The organism is Pseudomonas sp. B21-053, assembly GCF_026016365.1.
Lineage (GTDB): Bacteria > Pseudomonadota > Gammaproteobacteria > Pseudomonadales > Pseudomonadaceae > Aquipseudomonas > Aquipseudomonas nunensis.
In genome coordinates this window covers 2093597-2120529 of sequence record NZ_CP087205.1, presented here as the reverse complement: position 1 = coordinate 2120529, position 26933 = coordinate 2093597, and the positions used below count along the sequence as shown (strand labels likewise).

Here is a 26933-nt window from a genome sequence, read left to right as displayed (position 1 = left end):
TTGTCCTTCAAACTCTTCGATCTGCACAAGCGGCGCAGTGTAGCGCAATTGGTACGTCATGGCGGAGTGCCCACCCGGCGGTTTTTGGCACGAATTAAGCAAAAAGCAAGCTTTCGAGTCAGGGTCAATACTGATGAAACGTACTGTTGATCGCCAAAACGGGTTTTCCTGACCTTTAAGTCAGAAAATCATTGACCGAAAAGTCAGACCTGATAAATTCGGCTCAATCGGTTAACAACAATAATGAGTCTGCGAGGCCTTCCGTGATCCAGTTTTTACTAAACCAGGAACTCCGTAGCGAGCACGCCCTGGACCCGAACCTGACCGTGCTCAATTACTTGCGCGACCATGTGGGCAAACCCGGCACCAAAGAAGGCTGCGCCAGCGGTGACTGTGGCGCGTGCACCGTGGTGGTTGGCGAGTTGCAAACGGATGACGACGGCCGCGAACACATTCGCTATCGCAGCCTCAACTCGTGCCTGACGTTCGTTTCGTCGCTGCACGGCAAACAATTGATCAGCGTCGAAGACCTCAAGCACCAAGGCGAACTGCACAGCGTGCAGAAAGCCATGGTCGAGTGCCACGGCTCGCAGTGCGGCTTCTGTACGCCAGGCTTCGTGATGTCGCTGTTCGCGCTGCAGAAGAACAGCGACGAACCGGATTCCCATAAAGCCCACGAAGCGCTGGCCGGCAACCTCTGCCGTTGCACCGGTTATCGGCCGATCCTGCAAGCCGCCGAACAGTCCTGCTGCGGCAAGCAACCGGACCAGTTTGACGCTCGCGAGGCCGACACCATCGCCCGCCTGAAAGCCATCGCCCCCACCGACATCGGCGAACTCAACAGTGGCGACAAGCGCTGCCTGGTGCCGCTGACCGTCGCCGACCTGGCCGACCTCTACGACGCTTATCCACAGGCGCGGTTGCTGGCCGGCGGCACTGATCTGGCGCTGGAAGTCACGCAATTCCACCGCACCTTGCCGGTAATGATCTACGTCGGCAACGTCGCCGAGATGAAGCGCATCGAAACCTTTGACGACCGCATCGAAATCGGCGCCGCCACCGCATTGTCCGACTGCTACGAAGCGCTGAACGCCGAGTACCCGGATTTTGGCGAACTGCTGCACCGTTTCGCGTCGCTGCAAATCCGCAATCAGGGCACCCTGGGCGGCAACATCGGCAACGCTTCGCCGATTGGTGACTCGCCACCGCTGCTGATCGCGCTCGGCGCGCAGGTTGTGTTGTGCAAGGGTGAAACCCGACGCACGCTGAACCTCGACGATTACTTCATCGATTACAAAGTGACGGCGCGTCAGGAAAGCGAATTCATCGAAAAGATCATTGTGCCGCGTGCCAGCGCTGAACAACTGTTCCGTGCGTACAAGGTTTCCAAGCGCCTGGACGATGACATTTCTGCAGTCTGCGCCGCGTTCAATCTGCGCGTGGAGAACGGCGTCATCACCGACGCCCGCATCGCTTTCGGCGGCATGGCCGCAATCCCGAAACGCGCCGCCCATTGCGAAACCGTGCTGATCGGCGCGCCGTTCAATAGCGCGTTGGTCGAACGCGCCTGCGCCGCCCTGGCCGATGATTTCACGCCGCTCTCGGACTTCCGCGCCAGCAAGGAATATCGCTTGCTCAGCGCGCAAAACCTGCTGCGCAAATACTTCATCGAACTGCAAACGCCGCACATCGAGACTCGGGTGACCGCTTATGTCTAATCATCACGCTGTAGAGAAGACCCAAGCCGAACTGGCTGAACTGTTCGCCAAGGACCTGACCACCGGTGTCGGCCGTAGCGTCAAGCACGACAGCGCCGCCAAGCACGTGTCCGGCGAAGCGCAGTACATCGACGACCGGTTGGAATTCCCGAATCAACTGCACGTTTACGCACGCCTGTCGGACCGCGCCCACGCGAAGATCATCAGCATCGACACCAAGCCGTGCTACGCCTTCGAAGGCGTGCGCATCGCCATCACCCACGAAGACGTGCCGGGCCTGAAAGACATCGGTCCGCTGCTGCCGGGTGATCCGCTGCTGGCCATCGATGATGTGCAATTCGTCGGACAACCGGTGCTTGCCGTCGCCGCGAAAGATCTGGAAACCGCACGCAAAGCAGCGATGGCCGCGATCATCGAATACGAAGATCTGGAGCCGGTGCTCGACGTGGTCGAAGCCTTGCGCAAACGCCACTTCGTGCTCGACAGCCACACCCATCAGCGCGGCGATTCCGCCGGTGCTTTGGCGACTGCCGAACACCGCATCCAAGGCACGCTGCACATCGGCGGCCAGGAACACTTCTACCTCGAAACCCAGATCTCTTCGGTGATGCCGACTGAAGACGGCGGGATGATCGTCTACTGCTCCACGCAAAACCCGACCGAAGTGCAGAAGCTGGTGGCTGAAGTGCTCGACGTGTCGATGAACAAAATCGTCGTCGACATGCGCCGCATGGGCGGTGGTTTCGGTGGCAAGGAAACCCAGGCCGCGAGCCCTGCTTGTCTCTGCGCGGTGGTCGCGCACCTCACAGGCCAGCCGACCAAGATGCGCCTGCCCCGGGTCGAAGACATGCTGATGACCGGCAAGCGTCACCCGTTCTACGTCGAGTATGACGTCGGTTTCGACAGCACCGGTCGCCTGCACGGTATCGCGTTGGAACTGGCCGGCAACTGCGGTTGCTCGCCGGACTTGTCGGCGTCGATTGTCGACCGTGCGATGTTCCACGCCGACAACTCGTACTACCTGGGCGACGCGACCATCAACGGTCACCGCTGCAAAACCAACACCGCATCGAACACCGCCTACCGTGGCTTCGGCGGCCCGCAAGGCATGGTCGCGATCGAAGAAGTCATGGACGCGATTGCCCGGCATCTGGCCCTCGATCCGCTGGCCGTGCGCAAGGCCAACTACTACGGCAAGACCGAGCGCAACGTTACCCATTACTACCAGACCGTCGAGCACAACATGCTCGAGGAAATGACCGCCGAACTGGAAGAAAGCAGCCAGTACGCCGAGCGCCGCGAAGCGATCCGTCGCTACAACGCCAACAGCCCGATCCTGAAAAAAGGCCTGGCGCTGACCCCGGTGAAATTCGGTATTTCGTTCACCGCGAGCTTCCTCAATCAGGCCGGTGCGCTGGTGCATGTCTACACCGACGGCAGCATCCATTTGAACCACGGCGGCACCGAGATGGGCCAGGGCCTGAACACCAAAGTCGCGCAAGTCGTGGCCGAAGTGTTCCAGGTAGAAATGGACCGCGTGCAGATCACCGCGACCAACACCGACAAGGTGCCAAACACCTCGCCGACCGCCGCGTCCAGCGGTGCCGACCTCAACGGTAAAGCTGCGCAGAACGCTGCGGAAATCATCAAGCAACGCCTGGTGGAATTCGCTGCGCGCCACTACAAAGTCAGCGAAGAAGACGTGGAATTCCACAACGGTCACGTACGGGTTCGCGATCACATCCTGACCTTTGAAGCGTTGATCCAGCAGGCGTATTTCGCTCAGGTTTCGTTGTCGAGCACCGGGTTCTACAAGACTCCGAAAATCTTCTATGACCGTAGCCAGGCACGGGGGCGTCCGTTCTACTACTACGCCTTTGGCGCGGCGTGCTGCGAAGTGATCGTCGACACCTTGACCGGCGAGTACAAGATGCTGCGTACCGACATCCTCCACGACGTCGGCGCCTCGCTGAACCCGGCCATCGACATCGGCCAGGTCGAGGGCGGTTTCATCCAGGGCATGGGGTGGCTGACCATGGAAGAACTGGTGTGGAACAACAAAGGCAAACTGATGACCAACGGCCCGGCGAGCTACAAGATCCCGGCCGTGGCGGACATGCCGCTGGACCTGCGGGTGAAGCTGGTGGAAAACCGCAAGAACCCGGAAGACACGGTGTTCCATTCCAAGGCTGTGGGCGAGCCGCCGTTCATGCTCGGCATCGCTTCGTGGTGTGCGATCAAGGACGCGGTGGCCAGTCTCGGGGACTACAAGCATCAACCGAAGATCGATGCGCCGGCGACCCCGGAGCGGGTGTTGTGGGGGTGTGAGCAGATGCGCCAGTTGAAGGTGGCGAAGGCTGTCGAGGCTGAGCCTGCGGAGTTGGCTTCGCTCTGATACCGAGGTGCGGCCTTCGCGGGCAAGCCTCGCTCCTACAGGATTGATCGTGGTCGCACGATCAACGCAATCCCGTAGGAGCGAGGCTTGCCCGCGAAGAGGCCCGAACAGACAACAAAGATGTCGAGGTGAAACATGTACAACTGGATCGACGCCCTCGCCGACCTGCAATCCCAGGGTGAACCCTGCGTGTTGGTGACCATCATCGAAGAGCTCGGCTCGACGCCACGCAATGCCGGTTCGAAAATGGTCATCAGCGCCCACCAGACCTTCGACACCATCGGTGGCGGGCATCTGGAATACAAAGCCATGCAGATCGGCCGCGAGATGCTCGCCAGCGGCAAGCAGGACACGCACCTGGAGCGCTTCAGCCTCGGCGCCAGCCTCGGTCAGTGCTGCGGCGGCGTGACCGTGTTGCTGTTCGAACCGATGGGCCAGGTCCAGGCGCAGATCGCCGTGTTCGGTGCCGGGCATGTCGGCCGCGCGCTGGTACCGCTGCTCGCCAGCCTGCCCTGCCGGGTGCGCTGGATTGATTCCCGCGAAGCGGAATTCCCCGAACAGATCCCCCACGGCGTGCGCAAAATCGTCGCCGAAGAACCGGTGGATGAAATCGATAATTTGCCCGCCGGCAGCTACTGCATCGTCATGACCCACAACCACCAGCTCGACCTCGAACTCACCACCGCGATCCTCAAGCGCAACGATTTCACCTACTTCGGCCTGATCGGTTCGAAGACCAAACGGGTGAAGTTCGAACATCGCCTGCGTGATCGCGGTTTCGACAGCGACGTGCTGCAACGCATGCGCTGCCCGATGGGCATCGGCGAAGTCAAAGGCAAGTTGCCTGTGGAAATCGCCGTCTCCATCGCCGGCGAAATCATCGCCACCTATAACGCGAATTTCGGCCAGCAGACCGCCAGCGCCGGATCATCGATTGCCAAACTGCTGCCTGCTTCACGCCGCAGCCAAGCCTCTAATTGATAAGCCTAGAAACCGGGAACCTACATGCCTTTCACTCGCAAAGCCTACCGCGCCGCCATCCTGCACAGCATCGCCGACCCTGCCGAAGTGGGGATCGAAGCCTCCTATGAGTATTTCGAGGACGGCCTGCTGGTAGTCGAGAACGGCCAGATCAGCGCCATCGGTCACGCCACCGAGCTGTTGTCGACGCTGCCGGCAGACATCGAGATCACGCATTATCAGGACGCGCTGATCACCCCAGGCCTGATCGACACCCACATCCACTTGCCGCAAACCGGGATGGTCGGTGCTTATGGCGAGCAACTGCTGGATTGGCTCAACACTTACACCTTTCCATGCGAAAGCCAGTTCGCCGACAAGGCCCACGCCGATGAAGTGGCGGACATTTTCATCAAGGAACTGCTGCGCAACGGCACCACCACCGCGCTAGTGTTCGGCAGCGTGCATCCACAATCGGTGAACTCGTTCTTCGAGGCCGCGCAGCAGCTGGACCTGCGGATGATCGCCGGCAAGGTGATGATGGACCGCAACGCGCCGGACTACCTGACCGACACCGCCGAATCCAGCTACGTGGAAAGCAAGGCGCTGATCGAGCGCTGGCACGGCAAGGGCCGCTTGCACTACGCGGTCACCCCGCGTTTCGCCCCGACCAGCACCCCGGAACAACTGACCCTCGCCGGCCAGTTGCTCGGCGAATACCCTGACTTGTACATGCAGACCCACATCAGCGAAAACCTGAAAGAAGTCGAGTGGGTCAAGGAACTGTTCCCGGAGCGCAAGGGCTACCTCGACGTTTACGATCACTACCAATTGCTGGGCGAACGCTCGGTGTTCGCCCACGGCGTGCACCTGTGCGACGACGAGTGCGCGCGGCTGGCAGAAACCGGTTCGGCGATTGCCTTCTGCCCGACCTCGAACTTCTTCCTCGGCAGCGGCTTGTTCAACTTGCCGATGGCCGAGAAGCACAAACTGAATGTCGGTCTGGGCACGGACGTGGGCGGCGGCACCAGTTTCTCGCTGCTACAAACGTTGAACGAAGCGTACAAGGTCATGCAACTGCAAGGCGCGCGGCTGAGCCCGTTCAAATCGCTGTACCTGGCGACCCTCGGTGGTGCGCGGGCGCTGCGTCTTGAAGACAAGATCGGTACGCTGCACCCGGGCACCGATGCGGACTTCCTGGTGCTGGATTACAACGCCACGCCGCTGCTGAGCTATCGCTTGAAGCAGGCGAATAACATTGCCGAGACGTTGTTTGTGTTGATGACGCTGGGGGATGACCGGACGGTGTTGCAGACGTATGCGGCGGGGACATTGGTGCATCAGCGCTGAGGTTCTTTCGGGCATAAAAAAAATCCCCCGCGGCTGTATAGCCCCGGGGGATTTTTATTGCCTGTTGGCAAGATCAAAAGATCGCAGCCTCGTTTCACTCGACAGCTCCTACAGGATTACGAACTCCAATGTAGGAGCTGTCGAGTGAAACGAGGCTGCGATCTTTTCAGCTGTACTCGACAATCAGAGCTTCGCGGTCGACCGCCCTGGCTTCTTGGTCTGCAACAAATGCGAGAACACCGCATGCAAATCATCCGACGCGCTTTCTTCGTCGAGGTTGAGTTTGCTGTCGATGTGATCCATGTGATGCATCATCAGGTCCACCGCCAGCTCACCGTTGCGCGCTTCGATCGCGTCGATCAACTGGGTGTGTTCATCGTAAGAACAGTGCGAGCGATTGCCGCTTTCGTACTGGGCGATGATCAACGAGGTCTGGGACACCAGGCTGCGCTGGAAGCTGATCAGCGGTGCGTTCTTCGCTGCTTCGGCGAGTTTCAGGTGAAATTCGCCCGACAGACGGATGCCGGCGCCGCGATCGCCACGGGAAAAGCTGTCGCGTTCGTCATTGACCATTTGGCGCAGCTCGGCAATCTGCTCGGCGGTAGCGTGCTGCACCGCCAGTTCGGTGATCGCGCGCTCCACCAGACGGCGGGCCAGGAATACCTGACGGGCCTCTTCGACGCTCGGGCTGGCGACGACCGCGCCACGGTTCGGCCGCAGCAATACCACGCCTTCATGCGCCAGGCGCGACAGTGCGCGGCGAATGATGGTGCGGCTGACCCCGAAAATTTCCCCCAGCGCTTCTTCGCTCAACTTGGTGCCGGGCGCCAGGCGCTGTTCGAGGATGGCCTCGAAGATATGCGCGTAGACAATATCGTCCTGGGTACCGCTGCGGCCGGCTTTGCCTGCTCGCGGTTGTTTCTTTAGGGGCTGCAACTGTTCGTTCATGGGCACTCGAGTCGGGAGAACTGCGGCGAATAGACCGTGACTGTAATACGGCACAGTGGGTCGCTGGCAAGTATCGCGTAAAAAACACCGCGATTGTACACAATGGATGGTGGCAACACGACTGTATGGCTGATTGCGGCCACGGCTGTATTGCAACGGTCCGTTACATTTGAGTTTAGGCTTGAACCCGGAATCCGCCGCTGAAATGCAATCTCCCCTGTGGGAGCGGGCTTGCTCGCGAAGGCGGCGTGTCAGTCGACATTGATGTTGGATGTGCCGACGCCTTCGCGAGCAAGCCCGCTCCCACAAGGGTTCAGTGTTGTTACAGCATCTTCACCAGAACAAGGAACACCGCTGTCATGAACGACGCCACGCAATCGCAACTGCGCCCCTTGGCCGACACGTCGCCTTCGGCCATCGTCGCCGGTTTCATCGCCATGATGACCGGCTACACCAGTTCCCTGGTCCTGATGTTTCAGGCCGGGCAAGCGGCGGGCCTGTCCAGCGGGCAGATTTCCTCGTGGATCTGGGCGATCTCGATCGGCATGGCGATCTGTTCGATCGGCTTGTCGTTGCGTTATCGCACGCCGATCACCATTGCCTGGTCCACGCCCGGCGCGGCGTTGCTGATCACTAGCCTGGGCGGTGTGACCTACGGCGAAGCCATCGGCGCCTACATCACCTGCGCGGTGCTGGTAACGATTTGCGGCCTGACCGGCAGCTTTGAACGGCTGGTGAAAAAGATCCCGGCGTCGCTGGCGGCGGCGCTGCTGGCGGGGATTCTGTTCAAGATCGGCAGCGAGATTTTCGTCGCGGCTCAGCATCGCACGGCACTGGTGCTGGCCATGTTCTTCACCTACCTGGTGGTCAAGCGCCTGTCGCCGCGTTATGCGGTGCTCGCCGCGCTGTTGATCGGCACGGCGCTGTCCGGATTCATGGGGCTGCTGGATTTCAGCGGTTTCCATTTGGAATTGGCGACGCCGGTCTGGACCACGCCGCACTTCTCCCTGGCCGCGACCATCAGCATCGGCATCCCGCTGTTCGTGGTGGCGATGACCTCACAGAACATGCCCGGCATCGCCGTGTTGCGCGCCGACGGCTATAATGTGCCGGCCTCGCCGCTGATCACCACTACCGGAATCACTTCGTTGCTGCTGGCACCGTTCGGCTCCCACGGCATCAACCTCGCGGCGATCAGCGCGGCGATCTGCACCGGACCGCATGCCCATGAAGATCGCAACAAGCGCTACACCGCGGCGGTCTGGTGCGGGATTTTCTACGGGATTGCCGGGGTGTTCGGCGCGACGCTGGCGGCGTTGTTTGCCGCGTTGCCGAAAGAACTGGTGCTGTCGATTGCGGCGCTGGCGCTGTTCGGTTCGATCATCAATGGCCTGAGCATTGCGATGAGCGAAGTGAAGGAGCGGGAAGCGGCGCTGGTGACCTTCATGGTCACGGCGTCGGGGCTGACGCTGTTTTCCATCGGATCGGCGTTCTGGGGGATTGTCGCGGGGGTGTTGACGTTGTTGATTTTGAATTGGCGCAAGGCCTGAAAAGCAAAAGATCGCAGCCTCGTTGCACTCGACAGCTCCTACAGGATAAACGCATTCCAATGTAGGAGCTGTCGAGTGCAACGAGGCTGCGATCTTTTGAGCTTAAAAAAACGGCGACCTTAAGGTCGCCGTTTTTTAGAACATCAAGCTACCGGATTGATCGGCTTTTCCGGGTACCAGACGTCGATCAGCGGGCTGACGGTTGCTTCGGTCAGTTCGCTGCGGCCCTTGAGCCAGGCTTCAACAGCTGCACGCTGCTCTTCGGACACCGAGCCACGTTTCTGCAGGCAAACCAGACCGAAGTCGTCGCCGCCAACATAACCCAGACCGTTGGCTTCCATGGCTTCTTTCAGGAACGCGTCGAGGAAAGCATCAATGGCTTCATCAGCCAAATCTTCTTTGAAATCCAGGTTCAGTTCGAAACCCAGCTCTTGAAATTCATCGACGCACAGTTTTTTGCGCAGACGCTGGGAACGGTTAGTCGCCATTGGAACAATCCTCATAAGTAATAACGGGCGGCACTTTAGCAGTTTAAGGCGCCAATTGCCCGTTTCACGGCGGGCACCTGCCTACCGTCGGTAAAAAAATAGCGAATTAGAGGGCCGGGGCTTGGCACACGCCGCGTCACCTTGGGGCATAATGCCGACACTTTCATGACCACTGAGGGATTTTATCTTCATGCCCTCGCCTTTTTCCCCCTCGCCCGTAGGGTTTTACTTCATATGATCAAATCTTTGCGTCCACTGTTACTCGCCAGTCTTCTTCTGCCCCTGGCCCTCCCGGTTTCCGCTGCTCAGATCAATACCTCGCTGACGCCCAACGTTGAAAAAGCCCTCAAGGCCAGCAAGTTGCAGGACAGCGCCCTGTCCCTGGTGATGCTCCCGCTCGACGGCCCCGGCACCCCGACCATTTACAATGCGGACGTCTCAGTCAACCCGGCTTCGACCATGAAACTGGTCACCACGTATGCGGCCCTGGAAATGCTCGGCCCGAATCATCAGTGGAAAACCGAGTTCTACACCGACGGCACCCTCAGCGGCGGCATCCTCAATGGCAACCTCTACCTCAAGGGTGGCGGCGATCCGAAGCTGAACATGGAAAAACTCTGGCTGCTGATGCGCGACCTGCGGGCCAACGGCGTGACCCAAGTCACCGGCAACCTGGTGCTGGACCGCAGCTTCTTCGTGCAGCCGCAATTGCCGGAATTCAATGACGACGGCAATGACGAGAACAAGCCGTTCCTGGTCAAGCCCGACTCGCTGATGGTCAACCTCAAGGCCTTGCGCTTTGTGGCGCGCAACGATAACGGCAGAGTGCTGGTGTCGGTGGAGCCGCCGATTGCGACGATCAACATCGACAATCAGGTCAAGGCGATCAATTCCAAGCAATGCACCGGTGGCGTGCGCTATAACCCGGTGACTCAGGCCGATGGCAGCGTGACCGTGACGGTCGGCGGCCAATTGGGCGACGGTTGCAGCTCGCAGACCTACCTGTCGTTGCTCGACCACGCGACCTACACCGCCGGCGCCGTGCGCGCGATCTGGAAAGAACTGGGTGGCAGCATCCAGGGCAAGGATGTGCTGGGCGCGACGCCAAAAGACGCCAAGGTGCTGGCGCGGGCGTTCTCGCCGGACCTGGCGGAAATCATCCGCGACATCAACAAATACAGCAACAACACCATGGCTCAGCAGTTGTTCCTGAGCCTGGGCCAGAAGTTTCGCAACGATGCCGATGGCGATGATGCCAAGGCTGCCCAGCGTATCGTGCGCCAGTGGCTGGCCCAGAAAGGCATCACCGCGCCGCACCTGGTGATGGAGAACGGTTCCGGCCTGTCCCGCGCCGAACGGGTGAGCGCGCGTGAAATGGCCGGCATGCTGCAAGCCGCTTGGCACAGTCCGTACGCCGCCGAGTTCATCAGCTCGCTGCCGATCGCCGGCACCGACGGCACCATGCGAAAACGCCTGAAGACCACCGCCATGCGCGGCGAAGCGCACATCAAGACCGGTACCCTGAACACCGTGCGCGCGATCTCGGGCTTCAGCCGCGACGTCAATGGCAACACCTGGGCCGTGGTGGCGATCCTCAACGACAAGGCACCGTTTGGCGCTTCTTCTGTGCTGGATCAGGTGCTGCTGGACCTGTATCGCCAGCCGAAAGTGGCGGCAACGGCTTCGGTGTTGTAACCCGATTCTCCAAAACACTGGAGATCAAATGTGGGAGCGGGCTTGCTCGCGAAAGCGATTTGTCATTCAACATTAATGTCGACTGACACGCCCTCTTCGCGAGCAAGCCCGCTCCCACAATGGATTGTGTGCATTCCGGCCTAATGAAGCTGCACCTCAACCCGATCCCTGCCCGCCTGCTTCGCCGCGTACACCCCCGAATCCGCCCGCAGCAGCAGCGCGTCCGCACCTTCGCCGACTTGCCAACTGGCGATCCCGAAACTCGCGGTCACCGTGCCGACGCCTTCAATCGGCGAGCTGCGCAGCGCTTGCCACAACTGCAAAGCCAGGACATGCGCGTGTTCGCCGTTGATGTCCGGGCACAGCACCATGAACTCCTCGCCGCCCAGGCGGCAGAATACGTCGGTGCGGCGCAGGCGATGGCCGATGCGCTCGCACACCGCTTGCAACACCCGGTCGCCCACCGCATGGCCATGCTGGTCGTTGATGCGTTTGAAATGGTCAATATCGAGCATGATCACCGACAACTCGCCGCCGCCGCGTTCGACCCGGGCCATTTCAGTGGTGAGGCGCTCCTGGAAGTAGCGGCGGTTATGAATGCCGGTCAAAGAGTCGGTCACCGATAGCGCCCGCAACTCCTCTTCAACCCGCTTCAGATCGGAGATGTCCGAGATGTAGCCGTGCCAGAGCACACCGCCACCGGGCAATTCCTCGGGGGTCGCCTCGCCGCGCACCCAACGCAGGCCGCCCACGGGCAGTTGCACGCGGTATTCCTCGCGCCACGGGCTAAGGGTGTCCGCCGAGGCGCGGATCGAGGCGCGGACCCGGGTCGAATCCTGTGGATGAATCCGGGTGAAGATCGCTTCGGCGTTGAGCAGCAACACTTCCGGCTCAAGTTCATAGATGTCGCGGATGCCGTCACTGGCGTAGATCACACTGAAACGCCCGTCGAACTCCATCTTGAATTGATAAATGCCGCCCGGCACATGGGCGCTGAGTTTCTTCAGCAGCAAGTCCCGCGCTGCCAGGGCTTCGTGGACACGTTTACGCTCGGTGATGTCGATGCAGATTGCCAGATGCCCGACCCACAACCCCTGCTCATCCAGCACCGGGGTGGCCAGCATGTTCACCGTCAGGTGGCTGCCATCCTGACGCACCAGCGTCCACTCGCGGGCTTCGTGCCCCCCCTCCTCGCCGCCCTCGACCAGCATCGCCTGGCAAGTCGGGATCAGCTTGCCGTAACGCGCGCTCAACTCCGCCGAACGGGCCACCAGCTCCCGAGGGAAATGCAGGTTTTCCAGGGTCATGCGCCCGACCACGTCGGCGGCGCTATAGCCGAGCATCTGTTCGGCGCCGGCGTTGAAGGTGCTGATGACCCCGCGCAGGTCGGTGGCAATGATCGCCACTTGGGTCGCGGCGTTCAGCACGCCGCGCAACTGGCCATGGGTGCCGCGCAATTCCTGCTCGCGGGCGCGCAATTCCTCGGTGCGCTGCTCGACCATTTTCAACGCCCGTTGCCGCTGGCTGACTAACACGTAGAGCAAGGCGCTGAGCAACAGGCTGAGCAGGCCACCGAGCACCACCAGACTGCTCACCGAAGAATGGTTGGCCGCCAGAAACGCCTCGCTGGGCTGAATGTCCACTTGATAGTCGTGGTCGGCCAGGCGCAGCAGGCGACTCGCGGTCAGCTCACTGGCGGCCGGCGGATTCGTCGATTCAAACAGCACTTCGTGTTGATCGCTGGTGGACAGGTCGAGAATGCGCACCGACAGATAATCGCGTCCGGCCTCCGGCAGGCCGTCGGCCAGCAACTGACGCATGCTGATCACCGCCATGACGTAGCCGAAGGGCTTGTCCGTCGTCGCTTCCGTACTTTGCCGACGATTGACCGGTGCAACCAGCAGCACCCCACGGGCATAGGTCGGCTCGACATTCACCAGGTGCATCGGTTGCGACACCGCCATGCTGCCCCGATCCGCCCGTTCCAGAGTGGCGCGGCGCAACGGCTGGGCCTGCAGGTCGTAGCCCAGCGGCGAACCGAGACGACTTTGGGTCTGGCTATAAAGCACCACCACGTACTCGTCGCGCTCGGCCGCGAGTTGCAGTTCGCCGGCAGGATTGAGTTCGCGAATGGAAAAGTCGCTCAGCCCTTCTTCACGCACCTCTTGTTCAAACGCCGGGCGCTCTTCACGCGTCACGCGCTTGGCGAACGAGTACGCCTGGGTGCGCTGCAATAAAGGTTGGGTGTAACCGTCGAATTCGGTGCGGGACACCGAATCGGAATTAGCGAAAAACCGACGCAGGCCGTCGAGGCGCTGCTCCTGATCTTCGAAACGTTCTTCGATACGGCTGTAACGTTCACTGGCCAGCAGTTGGAAGCGTTGCCGCAATTGATGGTGAAACAGATTCAGCGTCGCCCAGGCCAGCAATCCCGTGAGAATCCCGCCAGCGAGCAATACCAGCATCGCGACCAGCCAGGCCGAGACGTCTTCGCTGATAAAACCCAGGATCTTGGGGCGCACGGCGTGCAACGACATAAAACGCAACTCAAAACGCCAGGTGCCGGAAAAGCCCATTGGCCATGGGTTGAGTTATAGCTATTAGCCACTAATTTGGCCAGCCCTGAAAGAATCCAAGAGCCTTTAAAAATCAAGGCTCTGTGGATCCAATCAAATCAAGTGTCAGCGGGCCGTGATTTTCCAGGCACGATGGATCTTGCCGTTGCGGGCAAAGTCCGGATCAATGGTCTTGTCGGTAATTTCCTCGACCGCGTAACGGGTGGTGAGGTTCTCCTCCAGCACGAACTTGCGGAAGTTGTTGGAGAAGTACAACACGCCGCCCGGCGCCAGGCGCGCCATGGCCAGGTCAATAAGCTGCACCTGGTCACGCTGCACGTCGAAGATCCCTTCCATGCGCTTGGAGTTGGAGAAGGTCGGCGGATCGATGAAGATCAGGTCGTACTCGTCACGGCAGGCATCCAGCCAAGCCATCACATCGCCCTGCTCCAGACGGTTCTTGTCGGAGAAACCGTTCAGCGACAGGTTGCGACGAGCCCAGTCCAGGTAGGTTTTCGACAAGTCGACGCTGGTGGTGCTGCGCGCGCCGCCCTTGGCTGCGTGGACACTGGCGGTCGCGGTGTAGCAATACAGATTGAGGAAGCGTTTGCCCTCGGCCTCTTTCTGGATGCGCATGCGCATTGGCCGGTGATCGAGGAACAGCCCGGTGTCGAGATAGTCGGTGAGGTTGACCAGCAGCTTCACGCCGCCTTCACTGACCTCGACGAACTTGCCCTGCGCAGCCTGGCGTTCGTACTGCTTGGTGCCGCTCTGACGTTCGCGACGCTTGACCACCACGCGGCTCTTGTCGATGTTCAACGCCTGCGGAATGGCGGCCAGGGCATCGAACATCCGCGCCGAGGCTTTTTCCGGATCGATGGACTTCGGCGCAGCGTATTCCTGGACGTGGACCCAATCCTGATACAGATCGATGGCCATCGAGTATTCCGGCATGTCGGCGTCATACACCCGATAGCAGTCGATGCCTTCACGCTTGACCCACTTACCCAGGGCCTTGAGGTTCTTTTGCAGGCGGTTGGCAAACATCTGCCCGCCTTCGCTCAAGCGCGGTTGCTCGATCACCACCGGGGCCGGTTTGATCGGGTTGCCGTTCTTGTTGTACTTCTCGTACTTGCTCGGCGCGACGTCGTTGTCGGCGACTTCGACTTCAGCCTGCTCACGCTCGACCTGACGCTGTTCCGGGGTGCGACGCTCGCCGGTGACGAACTGATCCGGGGTGACCTTGATCAGCAACAGTTTGCACGGCAGCGCGCCGTTCCAGAACGAATACTGTTTGTGGCTGCGGATGCCCATGCGCTTGCCGAGGTCCGGCGCACCGGTGAACACTGCGGCTTCCCAGTTCAGGCACGCCTGACGCAGGCGCTCGCCGAGGTTCTGGTAGAGATAGAGCAGGCTCGCCTCGTCACCCAGACGCTCGCCGTACGGCGGGTTGCAGATGACCAGACCTTTCTGGTTCTGGTCTGGACGCGGCTCAAACGTGCCGACTTCGCCCTGGTAGATCTTGATCCACTCGCTGAGGCCAGCACGTTCGACGTTGTTGCGGCCCGGTTGAATCAGGCGTGGGTCAGCTTCATAGCCGCGAATCCACAGCGGTGGCTTGGCCAAACCAGCAGCGCAGCGCTCGGTGGCTTCTTCGTGGAGCTTTTTCCACAGCGCCGGGACGTGGCCAAGCCAAGCGGTAAAGCCCCACTGCTCGCGACGCAGGTTCGGTGCCATATCGGCGGCGATCATTGCCGCTTCGACGAGGAACGTACCCACACCGCACATCGGGTCAGCCAGCGCGCCGCCTTCGGCCGCAATGCGAGGCCAGCCGGAACGAATCAGGATCGCCGCCGCGAGGTTTTCCTTCAGCGGAGCGGCGCCCTGCTGCAAGCGATAGCCGCGCTGGTGCAGGCTGTGGCCGGACAGGTCGAGGGAGAGGATCGCTTCGCCACGGTCCAGGCGCAGGTGAATTCGCAGGTCCGGGTTGAGCTTGTCAATCGACGGACGGTCGCCTTGCGGAGTACGCAGTTTGTCGACGATGGCGTCTTTTACTTTCAAGGCGCCGAAGTGAGTGTTGTCGATGCCCGAGCCGTGGCCGCTGAATTCGACGGCCAGGGTGCCGTCGTTGAGCATGTGGTCTTGCCACTCGATGTCGAGCACGCCGTGGTACAGGTCTTCGGCGTCCTTCATCGGGAATCGCTTGAGCACCAGCAGCACCCGGTTCGCCAGACGCGACCACAGGCACAGGCGATAAGCGGTTTCCATGGTGGCCATGCCGCGCACGGCAGAAGTGTGTTCACGCGCTTCTTCAAGGCCAAGCCCGACGGCTTCCTCGATGAGCAGGCCTTCAAGGCCTTTAGGGCAAGTGAGGAAGATTTCGAATTGATCGGACATTGGAATTTCAGAGCCTTTGGCTAAGTGAACCGACAACGCATTGCCGGTCCGGTTTTCAATCAGGCGCTTTTCTAAAAGAGCGCCCGCGTGGCACGAAGGTGTGCCGTCCCACCCTGACTGCTCGGTTAAAAGAGCTTAGATGCCAGGGCAGATAAAATAGTTGAAGCAACAAAATGTCATAAAGCGACCCTTCGTCGAATAGTACCCCAGCGCAAACGTGGGTCATTCTCACTAAAGGATTAACCTCGTCATACAGCGCGGAGCTGATCATACCGGGGTTTGGCCAATCAACACGGGTCAAACATCGTGTTACTTATGGCCATAGCATCTTTCTGGTTACGTCCTTATGACAAAACGATCATTCCATCAATGTGACGCATTGGTTAGAACTCAACACAGGTTGACGTCGCAACGGCGTCAACACCTTGGCTCGTGACGCCGGCAGCGAGCCGCCAACGGCAGAATTTTTCTGCCAGACCTCGATTGAGGTCAACGCGATAAATACAGTCAACAAGTGAGGGCAACACCCTATGAGAAGACTTAAGCGTGATCCGTTGGAAAGAGCATTTTTGCGCGGATATCAATATGGCGTTGGTGGCAAATCCCGTGAGCTTTGCCCATTTACTCTACCGTCGGTACGCCAAGCCTGGATTAACGGCTGGCGCGAAGGACGCGGCGACAACTGGGACGGTATGACCGGCACTGCGGGAATCCATAGACTCAACGAACTTCACGCCGTTGGCTAACAAAGGGCCTGACACTGCAACACAATCATCTGAATACGTAACACATTAACCACGCACGTCCCATCCGGACGGCGGGCTCCGGCCCAGGGGCACCTTCGAGGTGCCCTTTTTTATGTCTGTAAAACCCAACCCTTGCCTTGACGACGGCATTGCCTGAACACGATCCCCTGTAGGAGCTGCCGAAGGCTGCGATCTTTTGATCTTGCTTCTCGGCGTTATCTGCGCGAATACAAAGATCAAAGATCAAAAGATCGCAGCCTTCGGCAGCTCCTACGGGGTTTAGCGCAGGGCAGCTATGGCGTCGACGGATTCACGGATCAGCGCCGGGCCTTTATAGATGAAGCCCGAGTAAAGCTGAACCAGACTCGCACCCGCAGCGATTTTCTCAGCCGCGTGCTTGCCTTCGGTGATGCCACCCACGGCGATGATCGGCAACCGGCCGGCCAATTCTGCCGCCAGGACCTTCACGGTGTTGGTGCTCTTGTCGCGAACCGGCGCGCCGGACAGACCGCCCACCTCGTCACCATGTTCCAGGCCTTCGACGCCGACACGGCTCAGGGTGGTGTTGGTGGCGATCACCGCGTCCATCCCGGTTTCGATCAGCGCTTGTGCGACCTGTGCGGTTTCTTCGTCGGTCATGTCCGGGGCAATCTTGATCGCCAACGGTACGTGCTTGCCGTGACGCAATGCGAGTTCGGCCCGGCGCTGGGCCAGATCGGCGAGCAGTTGCTTGAGCGAATCACCGAACTGCAGGCTACGCAGGCCCGGGGTATTCGGCGAGCTGACGTTGACCGTCACGTAGCTGGCGTGGGCGTAGACCTTGTCCAGGCAGATCAGGTAATCGTCCACCGCCCGTTCAACCGGGGTGTCGAAGTTCTTGCCGATGTTGATGCCGAGCACGCCCTTGTACTTGGCGGCTGCGACGCGAGCCAGAAGATGATCGACGCCGAGGTTGTTGAACCCCATGCGATTGATGATCGCCTCGGCTTCCGGCAAGCGGAAAATCCGTGGTTTCGGGTTGCCTGGCTGCGGACGCGGGGTGATGGTGCCGATTTCGACGAAGCCAAAACCCAACTGGGCAAAACCGTCGATGGCCGCGCCGTTCTTGTCCAGACCAGCCGCCAGACCCACCGGGTTCGGAAACTCCAGGCCCATGACCTTCACCGGCATTTTCGCAGGCGCCTTGCACAGCAAGCCGTTGAGGCCCAAACGCCCGCCCGCGCCGATCAGGTCCAGAGACAGATCGTGGGAGGTTTCCGGGGAAAGTTTGAACAACAGCTGACGGGCCAGGGTGTACATGGGCGGGTTTGACTCGGATGGCGGCGAAATGAGGCGGCGATTATAGCCGGGCATGGGGGTCGCAAGCGAGGCGCACACACAAATCAGCGTTCGATGGCATATGCCTTGCACCGGCATAGCTATCAGCACTCATGCCAACGACGGGATGAGTCGACGGACAATGGCGTCGTCACCCGGTTCTGCTCGCGCGGTGACCTGGGACGACGCTTTTTTTTGCAAGGTGTTAACGATGAATGAAACCACAGCCGGCCCGCTGGCCTGGGTCAACGGCAGCGATGCCCCGGAGAAGTCCGCGATCAATATCGGCTTCATGGCCCTGAGCGACTGCGCCTCGGTAGTGGTCGCCGCCACCCAGGGCTTCGCCCAACCCTATGGCCTGACCCTCAACCTCAAGCGCCAGTCGTCCTGGGCTAACCTGCGGGACAAACTGGTCAGCGGCGAACTCGACGCCGCCCACAGCCTCTACGGGCTGATTTACGCGGTGCACCTGGGCATCGGCGGCGTCGCGCCCACGGACATGGCGGTGTTGATGGGCCTGAACCAGAACGGCCAGAGCATCAACCTGTCCCACGGCTTGCAAGCGCTGGGGGTGACCAGTCCTGAAGCACTGCACCGGCGCGTGCACCAAACTCGCCCAAAACTGACCTTCGCCCAGACCTTCCCCACCGGCACCCACGCCATGTGGTTGTATTACTGGCTGGCGAGCCAGGGCATTCATCCATTGCAGGATGTCGACAGCGTGGTGGTGCCGCCGCCGCAAATGGTCGCGCACTTGCAGGCCGGGCGTATCGACGGTTTCTGCGTCGGTGAGCCATGGTGCGCCAGCGCGGTCGATCAGAATCTCGGCTTCACCTTGGCGACGACCCAAAGCATCTGGCCCGATCACCCGGAAAAAGTCCTCGGCTGCACCCGCGCCTTTGTCGAGCAGTATCCCAACACCGCCCGGGCGTTGGTGATGGCGATCATCGAAGCTAGCCGTTTTATCGAAGACAGCCAGGAAAACCGTCGCAGCACCGCGCAGTTGTTGAGCGCGCCGGAGTATCTCGACGCGCCTGTGGAGAGCATCGAACCGCGCCTGCTGGGCGATTACGCCGATGGCCTGGGCAATCGCTGGCAAGACCCGCACGCCTTGCGCTTCCATGGCGGCGGAGAGGTCAATCTGCCGTACCTGTCCGACGGCATGTGGTTCATGACCCAATTCCGCCGCTGGGGTTTGCTGCGCGAAGACCCGGATTACCTCGGCGTGGCGCGCAAGGTCCAGCAACTAGACTTGTACCGTGAGGCCGCAACAGCGGTAGGCGTTGCCGCCTGGGGTCAGGAAATGCGCAGCAGTCAGTTGATCGATGGCAAAGTCTGGGACGGTTCAGACCCGGCCGGTTACGCCCGGAGCTTCAAGCTCCACGCCATGAGCGACAGCTCGCCCCTTCTCGCCAGCCGCTGACAGGAGACCGCCACATGTTGCGAATCCTGCTGATCAACGACACGGCGAAGAAAGTCGGGCGCCTCAAAGCCGCCCTGACCGAGGCCGGGTTCGAGGTAATCGACGAATCCGGCCTGACCATCGACCTGCCCGCACGCGTCGAAACGGTGCGTCCGGACGTGATTCTGATCGATACCGAGTCACCGAGCCGCGATGTGATGGAGCAAGTGGTGCTGGTGACCCGCGACCAACCCCGGCCAATCGTGATGTTTACCGACGAGCACGACCCCGGCGTGATGCGCCAGGCGATCAAGTCCGGGGTCAGTGCCTACATCGTCGAAGGCATTCACGCACAACGCTTGCAGCCGATTCTCGACGTGGCCATGGCGCGTTTTGAAAGCGACCAGGCCCTGCGTGCGCAACTGCATGCGCGAGATCAGCAATTGGCCGAGCGCAAGCGCATCGAGCTGGCCAAGGGGCTGTTGATGAAGATGAAGGACTGCAACGAAGAAGAGGCCTACACCCTGATGCGCCGCCAGGCCATGAGCCGCCAGCAGAAGCTGATTCAGGTGGCAGAGCAGATTATCGCCATGAGTGAGTTGTTGGGTTGAAGAACGCCTTCGCGGGCAAGCCTCGCTCCTACAGCGATTTGCGTGATTAACAATTGGCGCAAGACCTGTAGGAGCGAGGCTTGCCCGCGAATGGCCACGACACGATCCCGGCTGTTGGCACAAATCTCGCTACGTAATCCACACAGGTAACCAACGGCGGTTGCCCCACCTACGACAAAGACGTCGCTCACCTCGTTCGCCCCATGGCGGATCAGGTGGCGGCGTTTTTTAGTTTTGGCCCCTGAGACCGGGGCCGGTGGTGCGGCCGTTGCGGCGCCCCACCTGCAAGCTCATGACTCCTTCTCGAGACGCTTAACAGCTGAGGTGCGCGATGAATTCAAGCTTCTGGAAATCCGGCCATGCCCCGACCTTGTTCGCGGCCTTCCTCTATTTCGACCTGAGCTTCATGGTCTGGTACCTGCTCGGCCCCCTGGCGGTGCAAATCGCCGCCGACCTGCACCTGACCACGCAACAGCGCGGGATGGTGGTGGCCACGCCGATTCTGGCTGGCGCGGTATTGCGCTTTGCGATGGGCCTGCTGGCTGATCGCCTTTCGCCAAAAACCGCCGGGCTGATTGGCCAGGTGATCGTCATCTGTGCATTGTTCGGCGCCTGGAAACTCGGGATCCACAGCTACGAACAGGCGCTAGTGCTGGGGCTGTTCCTCGGCATGGCCGGCGCGTCCTTCGCCGTCGCCCTGCCGCTGGCGTCGCAATGGTATCCGCCAGAGCATCAAGGCAAGGCGATGGGCATCGCCGGTGCCGGTAACTCGGGCACTGTCTTGGCAGCGCTGATCGCCCCGGTATTGGCCGCATCGTTTGGCTGGAGCAATGTGTTCGGCTTCGCCCTGATCCCGCTGATCCTGACCATCATTGTCTTCGCCTGGCTGGCCAAAAACGCTCCGGAACGGCCGAAAGCCAAGTCCATGGCCGACTACCTCAAGGCCCTGGGTGACCGCGACAGCTGGTGGTTCATGTTTTTCTACAGCGTGACCTTCGGTGGCTTCATCGGCCTGGCCAGCGCCCTGCCCGGCTACTTCAACGACCAATATGGCCTGAGCCCGGTCACCGCCGGTTACTACACTGCCGCCTGCGTGTTCGGCGGCAGCCTGATGCGTCCGTTGGGCGGCGCCCTGGCGGATCGTTTTGGTGGCATTCGCACCCTGCTCGGAATGTACACAGTGGCGGCGATCTGCATCGCGGCGGTGGGTTTCAACTTGCCGAGCTCCTACGCGGCGCTGGCGCTTTTCGTCTGCACCATGCTCGGTCTGGGTGCGGGCAACGGCGCGGTGTTCCAATTGGTGCCACAGCGTTTCCGTCGGGAGATCGGCGTGATGACCGGGCTGATCGGCATGGCCGGCGGCATCGGTGGCTTCGCCCTTGCGGCGGGCATGGGCGCGATCAAGCAAAGCACCGGCAGCTATCAAATGGCCCTGTGGTTGTTCGCCAGCCTGGGCGTGCTCGCCTGGTTCGGCCTGCACGGCGTGAAACGTCGCTGGAGAACCACTTGGGGTTCGGCAGCGATGACGGCCGCTCGGGTCTGAGGCAACGTCAATGAGCCTGCAACTGAGTTTCGCCGAAGCCAGCGCCATCGGCCCGCGTGAGGAAAATCAGGACGCCTTGCGCCTGGTGACCCCGGCCCCGGCGCTGGCGGCGAGCAAGGGTTACCTGTTCGCCATCGCCGACGGCGTCAGCCAGTGCGCCGATGGTGGCCTCGCCGCCCGTTCGACCTTGCAGGCACTGGCGCTGGATTACTACGCCACCCCGGAAACCTGGGGCGTGGCCCAGGCGCTGGATCGTTTGCTGTCGGCGCAGAATCGCTGGCTGCAGGCGAATGGCGGTGGGCAACCGCTGCTGACCACGGTCAGCGCTCTGGTCATGCGTGGCAGGCGTTTTACCCTGGCGCATGTCGGCGATTGCCGAGTGTATCGCTGGCACGCCGATCAATTGCAGCGAGTCAGCGAGGATCACGTCTGGGATCAGCCGGGCATGCAGCATGTGCTCAAGCGCGCGTTGGGGCTCGATCAGCATCTGGTGCTGGATTTCCTCGATGGCGAACTGCTGCTCGATGAGAGCTTCGTTTTGCTCAGCGACGGGGTTTGGGCGGTGTTGGGCGATACCGCAATTGCCGGAATCTTGCGTGATCAGCCTGATCTGCAAAGCGCCGCGCAGACCCTGGTCAACGCCGCGCATCTGGCCGGCAGCCAGGACAACGCCAGCGCCCTGTTGGTGCGGGTCGATGCCTTGGGTGAAACCAGCATCGGCGATGCATTGATTCATTTGCAGCAATGGCCGCTGCCGCCCGCACTGAAACCGGGGCAGTTTTTCGAAGGCTGGCAGGTCGAGGGTGTCCTCGCCCAGAGCCAGCAATCGCTGCTTTACAGGGTGCGAGACGCGCAGCAACAACCCTGGCTGCTGAAAACCTTGCCCGGGCATTTGCACGACGATCATCTGGCCGGGCAGGCCTTGTTGTCGGAGGAATGGTTTCTCAAACGCGTGGCCGGGCGGCATTTTCCTGAAGTGCATGCCGCCAGCCAGCGTCAGCATTTGTACTACGTGATGCGTGAATATTCTGGATCAACCCTGGCGCAATTGCAGGACCGAACCGGGCCACTGCCCTTGGCGCAGTGGCAAGAACTCGCCGAGCGTTTGCTGCGGGCGGTAGGCATGCTGCATCGGCGGCAGATCCTGCACCGCGACATCAAACCGGAGAACCTGCTGCTGGGGGACGACGGCGAGCTGCGGTTGCTGGACTTCGGTCTCGCTTATTGTCCTGGCCTGTCCGAGGACCAACCAAGCGCCCTGCCCGGCACACCCAGCTATATCGCACCAGAAGCCTTTCGCGGCGAAGCACCGACGCCGCAGCAGGATTTGTATGCGGTCGGTGTGACCCTGTTTTTCCTGCTGACCGGGCAGTATCCCTACGGCGAAATCGAAGCCTTTCAGCGTCCGCGGTTTGGCGTGCCGGTCAGCGCCAGCCGCTACCGTCCCGACTTGCCGGAATGGCTCGCGCTGAGCCTGGAGCGCGCGGTCGCGGTTGATCCGCTGCAGCGCTTCGAAACGGCTGAAGAATGGTTGTTGCTGCTGGAGCAAGGCGAGCGCCGGAGCTTGAGTGTGAGGCCCAGGCCACTGCTGGATCGCGAGCCACTGAAGGTGTGGCGGACGCTGGCCCTGGGCTCGCTGGTGGTGAATCTGCTGCTGTTGTTTCTGCTGTTTCATAACTGAGTGTTGGCACAGCCGACGCCGTTATCCTGTGAGGAAAATTCGATGAGCGCAAAAGTCTGGCTGGTGGGTGCGGGTCCCGGCGATCCTGAATTACTGACCCTGAAGGCTGTTCGGGCCTTGCGGGAAGCGGATGTGGTGCTGATCGACGACCTGGTCAACGAAGCGGTACTGGAACATTGCCCTAACGCGCGAATTATTCCCGTCGGCAAGCGCGGCGGCTGTCGCTCCACACCGCAAGCGTTCATTCATCGGCTGATGCTGCGTTATGCCCGCCATGGCAAATGCGTGGTGCGGCTCAAGGGCGGCGATCCGTGCATTTTCGGGCGTGGTGGTGAAGAGGCGCAATGGCTGCGCGAGCGTGGTGTTGATGTAGAGCTGGTCAATGGCATCACCGCCGGGCTGGCCGGCGCGACGCAATGTGATATTCCACTGACCCTGCGCGGTGTGGCGCGGGGCGTGACGTTGGTCACTGCGCACACGCAGGACGATAGCAGCCTGAATTGGCAGGCCTTGGCCCAAAGTGGGACGACGCTGGTGATTTACATGGGCGTAGCGAAACTGAGCGAGATCCGCGAGCAACTGCTGGCGGGCGGCATGGCGGCGGATACACCGGTGGCGATGATCGAAAACGCTTCACTGCCGCATCAGCGCGAATGTCGCAGCGTTCTGACAGCCATGGAAGACGATGCCCACAGCTTCGAGCTCAAGAGCCCGGCAATCCTGGTGATTGGTGCTGTTGCGGCCTGCGAGGAGATCAAAAGATCGCAGCCTCGTTTCACTCGTCAGCTCCTACAGGAAGATGCGTTGCAATGTAGGAGCTGACTCGCGGAGCGAGGCTGCGATCTTTAAGGGCGCCGCCAAACCTTCGCCGAAACCCAAATCGCAGACAAAGAAAAGCCCGGCCTAAGCCGGGCTTTTCAGAGCTGCAAGATAATTACTTACCTTGTGCTTCAACCTGCGCTTCTACGCGACGGTTTACAGCGCGGCCAGCTTCAGTTTTGTTGTCAGCAACTGGGCGGGATTCGCCGTAGCCAACAGACTGAACGCGGGACGATTCAACACCGTACTGGTTGGTCAGAACTTGTTTAACGGCGTTTGCACGACGCTCGGACAGTTTCTGGTTGTAAGCGTCAGGACCGACGGAGTCAGTGTGACCTTCAACAGTAGTGGTGGTGGATGGGTACTGTTTCATGAAATCAGCGAGGTTTTTGATGTCGCCGTAGCTGTTAGGCTTGACTACCGACTTGTCGAAGTCGAATTTCACGTCCAGCTCAACACGAACAACTTCAGCAACTGCTGGGCAGCCATCAGCGTCAACAGTTACGTTGGCTGGGGTGTCCGGGCACTTGTCAACGTTGTCGCAAACGCCATCGTTGTCGCTGTCGGAGCAGACTTCAGCTGGTGCTGGAACTGGAGCAGCAGCAGGCTTGGAGCCGCCACCGAAGTTCACACCGATACCGACGCTTGGAGCCCACTCGGTGTCGCCCTGGTCGATGTTGTACTGAGCTTCAACGCCTGCACGGGCGTAGAAGTTCTCGGTGAAGTACAGCTTGGCACCGCCGCCAACGTTGGCGAAGGTGGAGCGGTTACGACCGGATTCGTTCTGACCGATGCTCTGATCGGAGAAACCAGCCGAAACGTACGGACGCAGCATGTCGCCCGGGTTGTTGAAGTGGTACAGAGCGTCCAGAGCGGTGTTGGCGCCCTTGATGTTACGGCCGTTGTCTGCACGTACGTTGTGCACTTCGTCGTAGCCCAGACGCAGTTCAACGTCGTCGGTCAGGAAGTAACCAACCGAACCACCGAACAGGTTGCCGTTGTTCTTGAAGTTACGAGCGCTGTCGAATTGTTCTTTCTTAGCGAAGCCTTCGATTTCAACTGCGCCTTGGCCTTGTGCCAGAGCGCCGAACGAAGTGGCAGCAATAAGAGAACCAATGGCAAAGCCCAAGGTGTTTTTCAGTTTCATCCGTTAAATCCCCATCTGGTGATTGTGAAGCAGTCCCGCAAACCGGGGGACAACTCGGCGGCAAGTCTATCAGAACTTGCCTACACGTAAGAGATATTTGCTCTGAACTAAGTTTCAGCAACGCCTGCAAATTTCTCACGCAATTTGTCTAGAGCACGTTTGTAACGCATTTTTGTTGCACTCAAACCCATGTGCATGATGTCTGCGATCTCCTGAAACTCCAGCTCTGCGACAAATCGTAGCACCAGAATTTCACGGTCAATCGGGTTCACATACACCAACCAGCGATCAAGTCCACCCTTATCCTCGGGTTTCGGCGTCTTTTCTTCTGACGCTTCCTCGAGGGGGTCCAGACTCAAAGCGTCCATCAAGCGACGCTTTCGCCGTTCTTTTCGATACTGCGTGATGCACTCGTTGTACGTGATGCTGTAGAGCCATGTCTTGAACTTCGATTTCCCCTCGAAGTTCTTCAACCCGTACAACACCTTCAACATCACTTCCTGACAGACATCGTCTGCGTCGCGATCGTTCCCAAGATATCGCGCACAGACGTTAAATAATGTTCGTTGGTAACGCCGCATCAGTTCTTCATAGGCGCGTGTTACGTGAAACAGCTCGGTATGCGAGCGCGCGACCAACTCCTCATCAGAGAGCTCGCGGGGGTCGTAGCGCGTGGAGAGCGATTGAGCTTTATTCAAAACAAGTCGGGCCGACAGTCAGGTCAATGTCCGCCGCAGTCCCCTCAGGGCAGTTTGCGGCGGCATACATTAGCAGGGTTTGCCGGATTAGCGGCTACTCACATGCTGCTCCAGGAGGATCCGATTGGAGAGAGAGACTAGCTCACCCTCGTCGGTCAGCAATGTGGTTTTAACCGTGCCGATCTCTTCGATCTGACCTTCGACCTCGCCAACACGCACTTGTTGCCCAACCTGATACAACTCACGCACATAGATTCCCGCAAGAATCTGACCGGCAATTTCCCGGCTTCCCAACCCCATGGCCAGCGCAACTGCCAGACCAACGGTAATCAATACGATCACAATCACATGGTTAAGCAGGTCAGTCTTGACCTCCAACTGGCTGATCGCAACCGACAAACTGATAATAATCACCAGGCCCTGAGCAATCCGCCCCAGGCCAGAGGCGTAATCCAGCCCTACGCCTTCTGCCGCCCCGCGCACCAGCCCATTGGCCAATTGCGCCAGCAACACACCCACCAGCAACACCAGCGCGGCGCCAAATACTTTCGGCAAATACAGCGCAAGCATATCAAGCGTAGCTGAAACTCGTTCAAGTCCAAGGGATTCTGCTGCCGACACGAGAAAAATCAGCAAAACAAACCAGTAGACGATCTTGCCGATCAAGGTCGAGATAGGCACCTGAAGGCCGGCACGGGACAACAATTTGGTCAGGCCGGTGCCGCCCATCAGGCGATCAAGGCCCAATTTGGCGAGCAGCTTGGACAACAAGGTGTCCAGAAGCTTGGCTACGACAAATCCCAGGAGTAGGACAACCAACGCACCGAAGAGGTTCGGAATAAAATTCGCAACCTTGGTCCACAACGCAGTCATTGCAGTGACGAGGCTCTGAGTCCAGAGATCAAGTTCCATA

20 protein-coding genes are annotated in these 26933 nt (G+C 60.1%); 12 read left to right on the top strand and 8 right to left on the bottom strand.

Annotated features, from left to right (window positions below; genetic code table 11):
- Positions 1-263 precede the first annotated feature (263 nt).
- The 4 genes from xdhA to guaD all read left to right on the top strand — a co-directional run bounded on the left by xdhA (position 264) and on the right by guaD (position 6423).
- Positions 264-1718: a xanthine dehydrogenase small subunit gene (gene xdhA / locus LOY68_RS09730; protein ID WP_163909208.1), complete on the top strand. Its 1455-nt coding sequence runs from the start codon at positions 264-266 to the stop codon at positions 1716-1718.
- Positions 1711-4113 carry a xanthine dehydrogenase molybdopterin binding subunit gene (gene xdhB, locus LOY68_RS09725; RefSeq protein WP_163909207.1) on the top strand — a complete coding sequence of 801 codons (2403 nt, stop codon included), beginning with the start codon at positions 1711-1713 and terminating at the stop codon, positions 4111-4113. Before xdhA ends, xdhB begins: the two co-directional genes overlap by 8 nt.
- 135 nt (positions 4114-4248) lie before the next feature.
- Complete coding sequence (xdhC, locus tag LOY68_RS09720; RefSeq protein ID WP_265044288.1) at positions 4249-5094, top strand: xanthine dehydrogenase accessory protein XdhC; 846 nt, start codon at positions 4249-4251, stop codon at positions 5092-5094.
- Positions 5095-5118: 24 nt separating this feature from the next.
- The gene (gene guaD / locus LOY68_RS09715) at positions 5119-6423 is read left to right on the top strand and encodes a guanine deaminase (RefSeq protein ID WP_054054030.1); all 1305 of its coding nucleotides are present in this window, start codon (positions 5119-5121) and stop codon (positions 6421-6423) included.
- Positions 6424-6606: 183 nt separating this feature from the next.
- On the opposite strand, the gene LOY68_RS09710 is transcribed toward guaD, so the two are convergent.
- Positions 6607-7371, bottom strand: a complete 765-nt coding sequence (locus LOY68_RS09710) for a GntR family transcriptional regulator (protein ID WP_054054029.1) — start codon at positions 7369-7371, stop codon at positions 6607-6609.
- A 359-nt stretch (positions 7372-7730) separates the two neighbouring features.
- On the opposite strand from LOY68_RS09710, the gene LOY68_RS09705 reads away from it, so the two are divergent.
- Positions 7731-8921, top strand: a complete 1191-nt coding sequence (locus LOY68_RS09705; protein WP_265044287.1) for a benzoate/H(+) symporter BenE family transporter — start codon at positions 7731-7733, stop codon at positions 8919-8921.
- A 143-nt stretch (positions 8922-9064) separates the two neighbouring features.
- Here LOY68_RS09705 and LOY68_RS09700 read toward each other — a convergent pair whose 3' ends face one another.
- Entirely contained in the window at positions 9065-9409 is a 345-nt protein-coding gene (locus tag LOY68_RS09700; protein ID WP_007896965.1) for a YggL family protein, read from the bottom strand.
- Between the two features lie 234 nt (positions 9410-9643).
- On the opposite strand from LOY68_RS09700, the gene dacB reads away from it, so the two are divergent.
- Positions 9644-11104, top strand: a complete 1461-nt coding sequence (gene dacB / locus LOY68_RS09695) for a D-alanyl-D-alanine carboxypeptidase/D-alanyl-D-alanine-endopeptidase (protein WP_163909203.1) — start codon at positions 9644-9646, stop codon at positions 11102-11104.
- A 140-nt stretch (positions 11105-11244) separates the two neighbouring features.
- Here dacB and LOY68_RS09690 read toward each other — a convergent pair whose 3' ends face one another.
- Together LOY68_RS09690 and rlmKL are read right to left on the bottom strand one after the other, a co-directional pair.
- Positions 11245-13641, bottom strand: a complete 2397-nt coding sequence (locus tag LOY68_RS09690; protein ID WP_265044286.1) for a diguanylate cyclase — start codon at positions 13639-13641, stop codon at positions 11245-11247.
- Between the two features lie 144 nt (positions 13642-13785).
- Positions 13786-16056: a bifunctional 23S rRNA (guanine(2069)-N(7))-methyltransferase RlmK/23S rRNA (guanine(2445)-N(2))-methyltransferase RlmL gene (gene rlmKL, locus LOY68_RS09685; RefSeq protein WP_265044285.1), complete on the bottom strand. Its 2271-nt coding sequence runs from the start codon at positions 16054-16056 to the stop codon at positions 13786-13788.
- 530 nt (positions 16057-16586) lie between these two features.
- On the opposite strand from rlmKL, the gene rmf reads away from it, so the two are divergent.
- Positions 16587-16802, top strand: coding sequence for a ribosome modulation factor (gene rmf / locus LOY68_RS09680; protein WP_003223300.1), 216 nt, complete (start codon positions 16587-16589; stop codon positions 16800-16802).
- A gap of 279 nt (positions 16803-17081) precedes the next feature.
- On the opposite strand, the gene LOY68_RS09675 is transcribed toward rmf, so the two are convergent.
- Positions 17082-18101, bottom strand: coding sequence for a quinone-dependent dihydroorotate dehydrogenase (locus LOY68_RS09675; RefSeq protein ID WP_265044284.1), 1020 nt, complete (start codon positions 18099-18101; stop codon positions 17082-17084).
- Between the two features lie 229 nt (positions 18102-18330).
- Between LOY68_RS09675 and LOY68_RS09670 the strand changes: the two genes are divergently transcribed.
- The 5 genes from LOY68_RS09670 (at position 18331) to cobA (ending at position 24178) form a co-directional block, all read left to right on the top strand.
- On the top strand, positions 18331-19542 hold the full coding sequence (locus LOY68_RS09670) for a CmpA/NrtA family ABC transporter substrate-binding protein (RefSeq protein ID WP_265044283.1): 1212 nt from the start codon (positions 18331-18333) through the stop codon (positions 19540-19542).
- Positions 19543-19556: 14 nt separating this feature from the next.
- The gene (locus LOY68_RS09665) at positions 19557-20132 is read left to right on the top strand and encodes an ANTAR domain-containing response regulator (protein WP_018925269.1); all 576 of its coding nucleotides are present in this window, start codon (positions 19557-19559) and stop codon (positions 20130-20132) included.
- Positions 20133-20463: 331 nt separating this feature from the next.
- The gene (locus LOY68_RS09660) at positions 20464-21675 is read left to right on the top strand and encodes a nitrate/nitrite transporter (protein WP_054054016.1); all 1212 of its coding nucleotides are present in this window, start codon (positions 20464-20466) and stop codon (positions 21673-21675) included.
- 10 nt (positions 21676-21685) lie between these two features.
- A complete protein-coding gene (locus LOY68_RS09655; RefSeq protein WP_265044282.1) occupies positions 21686-23356 on the top strand; it encodes a bifunctional protein-serine/threonine kinase/phosphatase in 1671 nt (556 codons plus the stop codon).
- A gap of 42 nt (positions 23357-23398) precedes the next feature.
- On the top strand, positions 23399-24178 hold the full coding sequence (cobA, locus tag LOY68_RS09650; RefSeq protein WP_265044281.1) for a uroporphyrinogen-III C-methyltransferase: 780 nt from the start codon (positions 23399-23401) through the stop codon (positions 24176-24178).
- 112 nt (positions 24179-24290) lie between these two features.
- On the opposite strand, the gene LOY68_RS09645 is transcribed toward cobA, so the two are convergent.
- The 3 genes from LOY68_RS09645 to LOY68_RS09635 form a co-directional block, all read right to left on the bottom strand.
- Entirely contained in the window at positions 24291-25322 is a 1032-nt protein-coding gene (locus LOY68_RS09645; RefSeq protein WP_054054009.1) for an OmpA family protein, read from the bottom strand.
- A gap of 107 nt (positions 25323-25429) precedes the next feature.
- Positions 25430-26020 carry an RNA polymerase sigma factor SigX gene (gene sigX, locus LOY68_RS09640; protein ID WP_163909195.1) on the bottom strand — a complete coding sequence of 197 codons (591 nt, stop codon included), beginning with the start codon at positions 26018-26020 and terminating at the stop codon, positions 25430-25432.
- 87 nt (positions 26021-26107) lie between these two features.
- Positions 26108-26932 (bottom strand): mechanosensitive ion channel family protein, encoded by an 825-nt coding sequence (locus LOY68_RS09635; protein ID WP_054054005.1) that lies wholly within the window; start codon positions 26930-26932, stop codon positions 26108-26110.
- Position 26933: the final 1 nt, after the last annotated feature.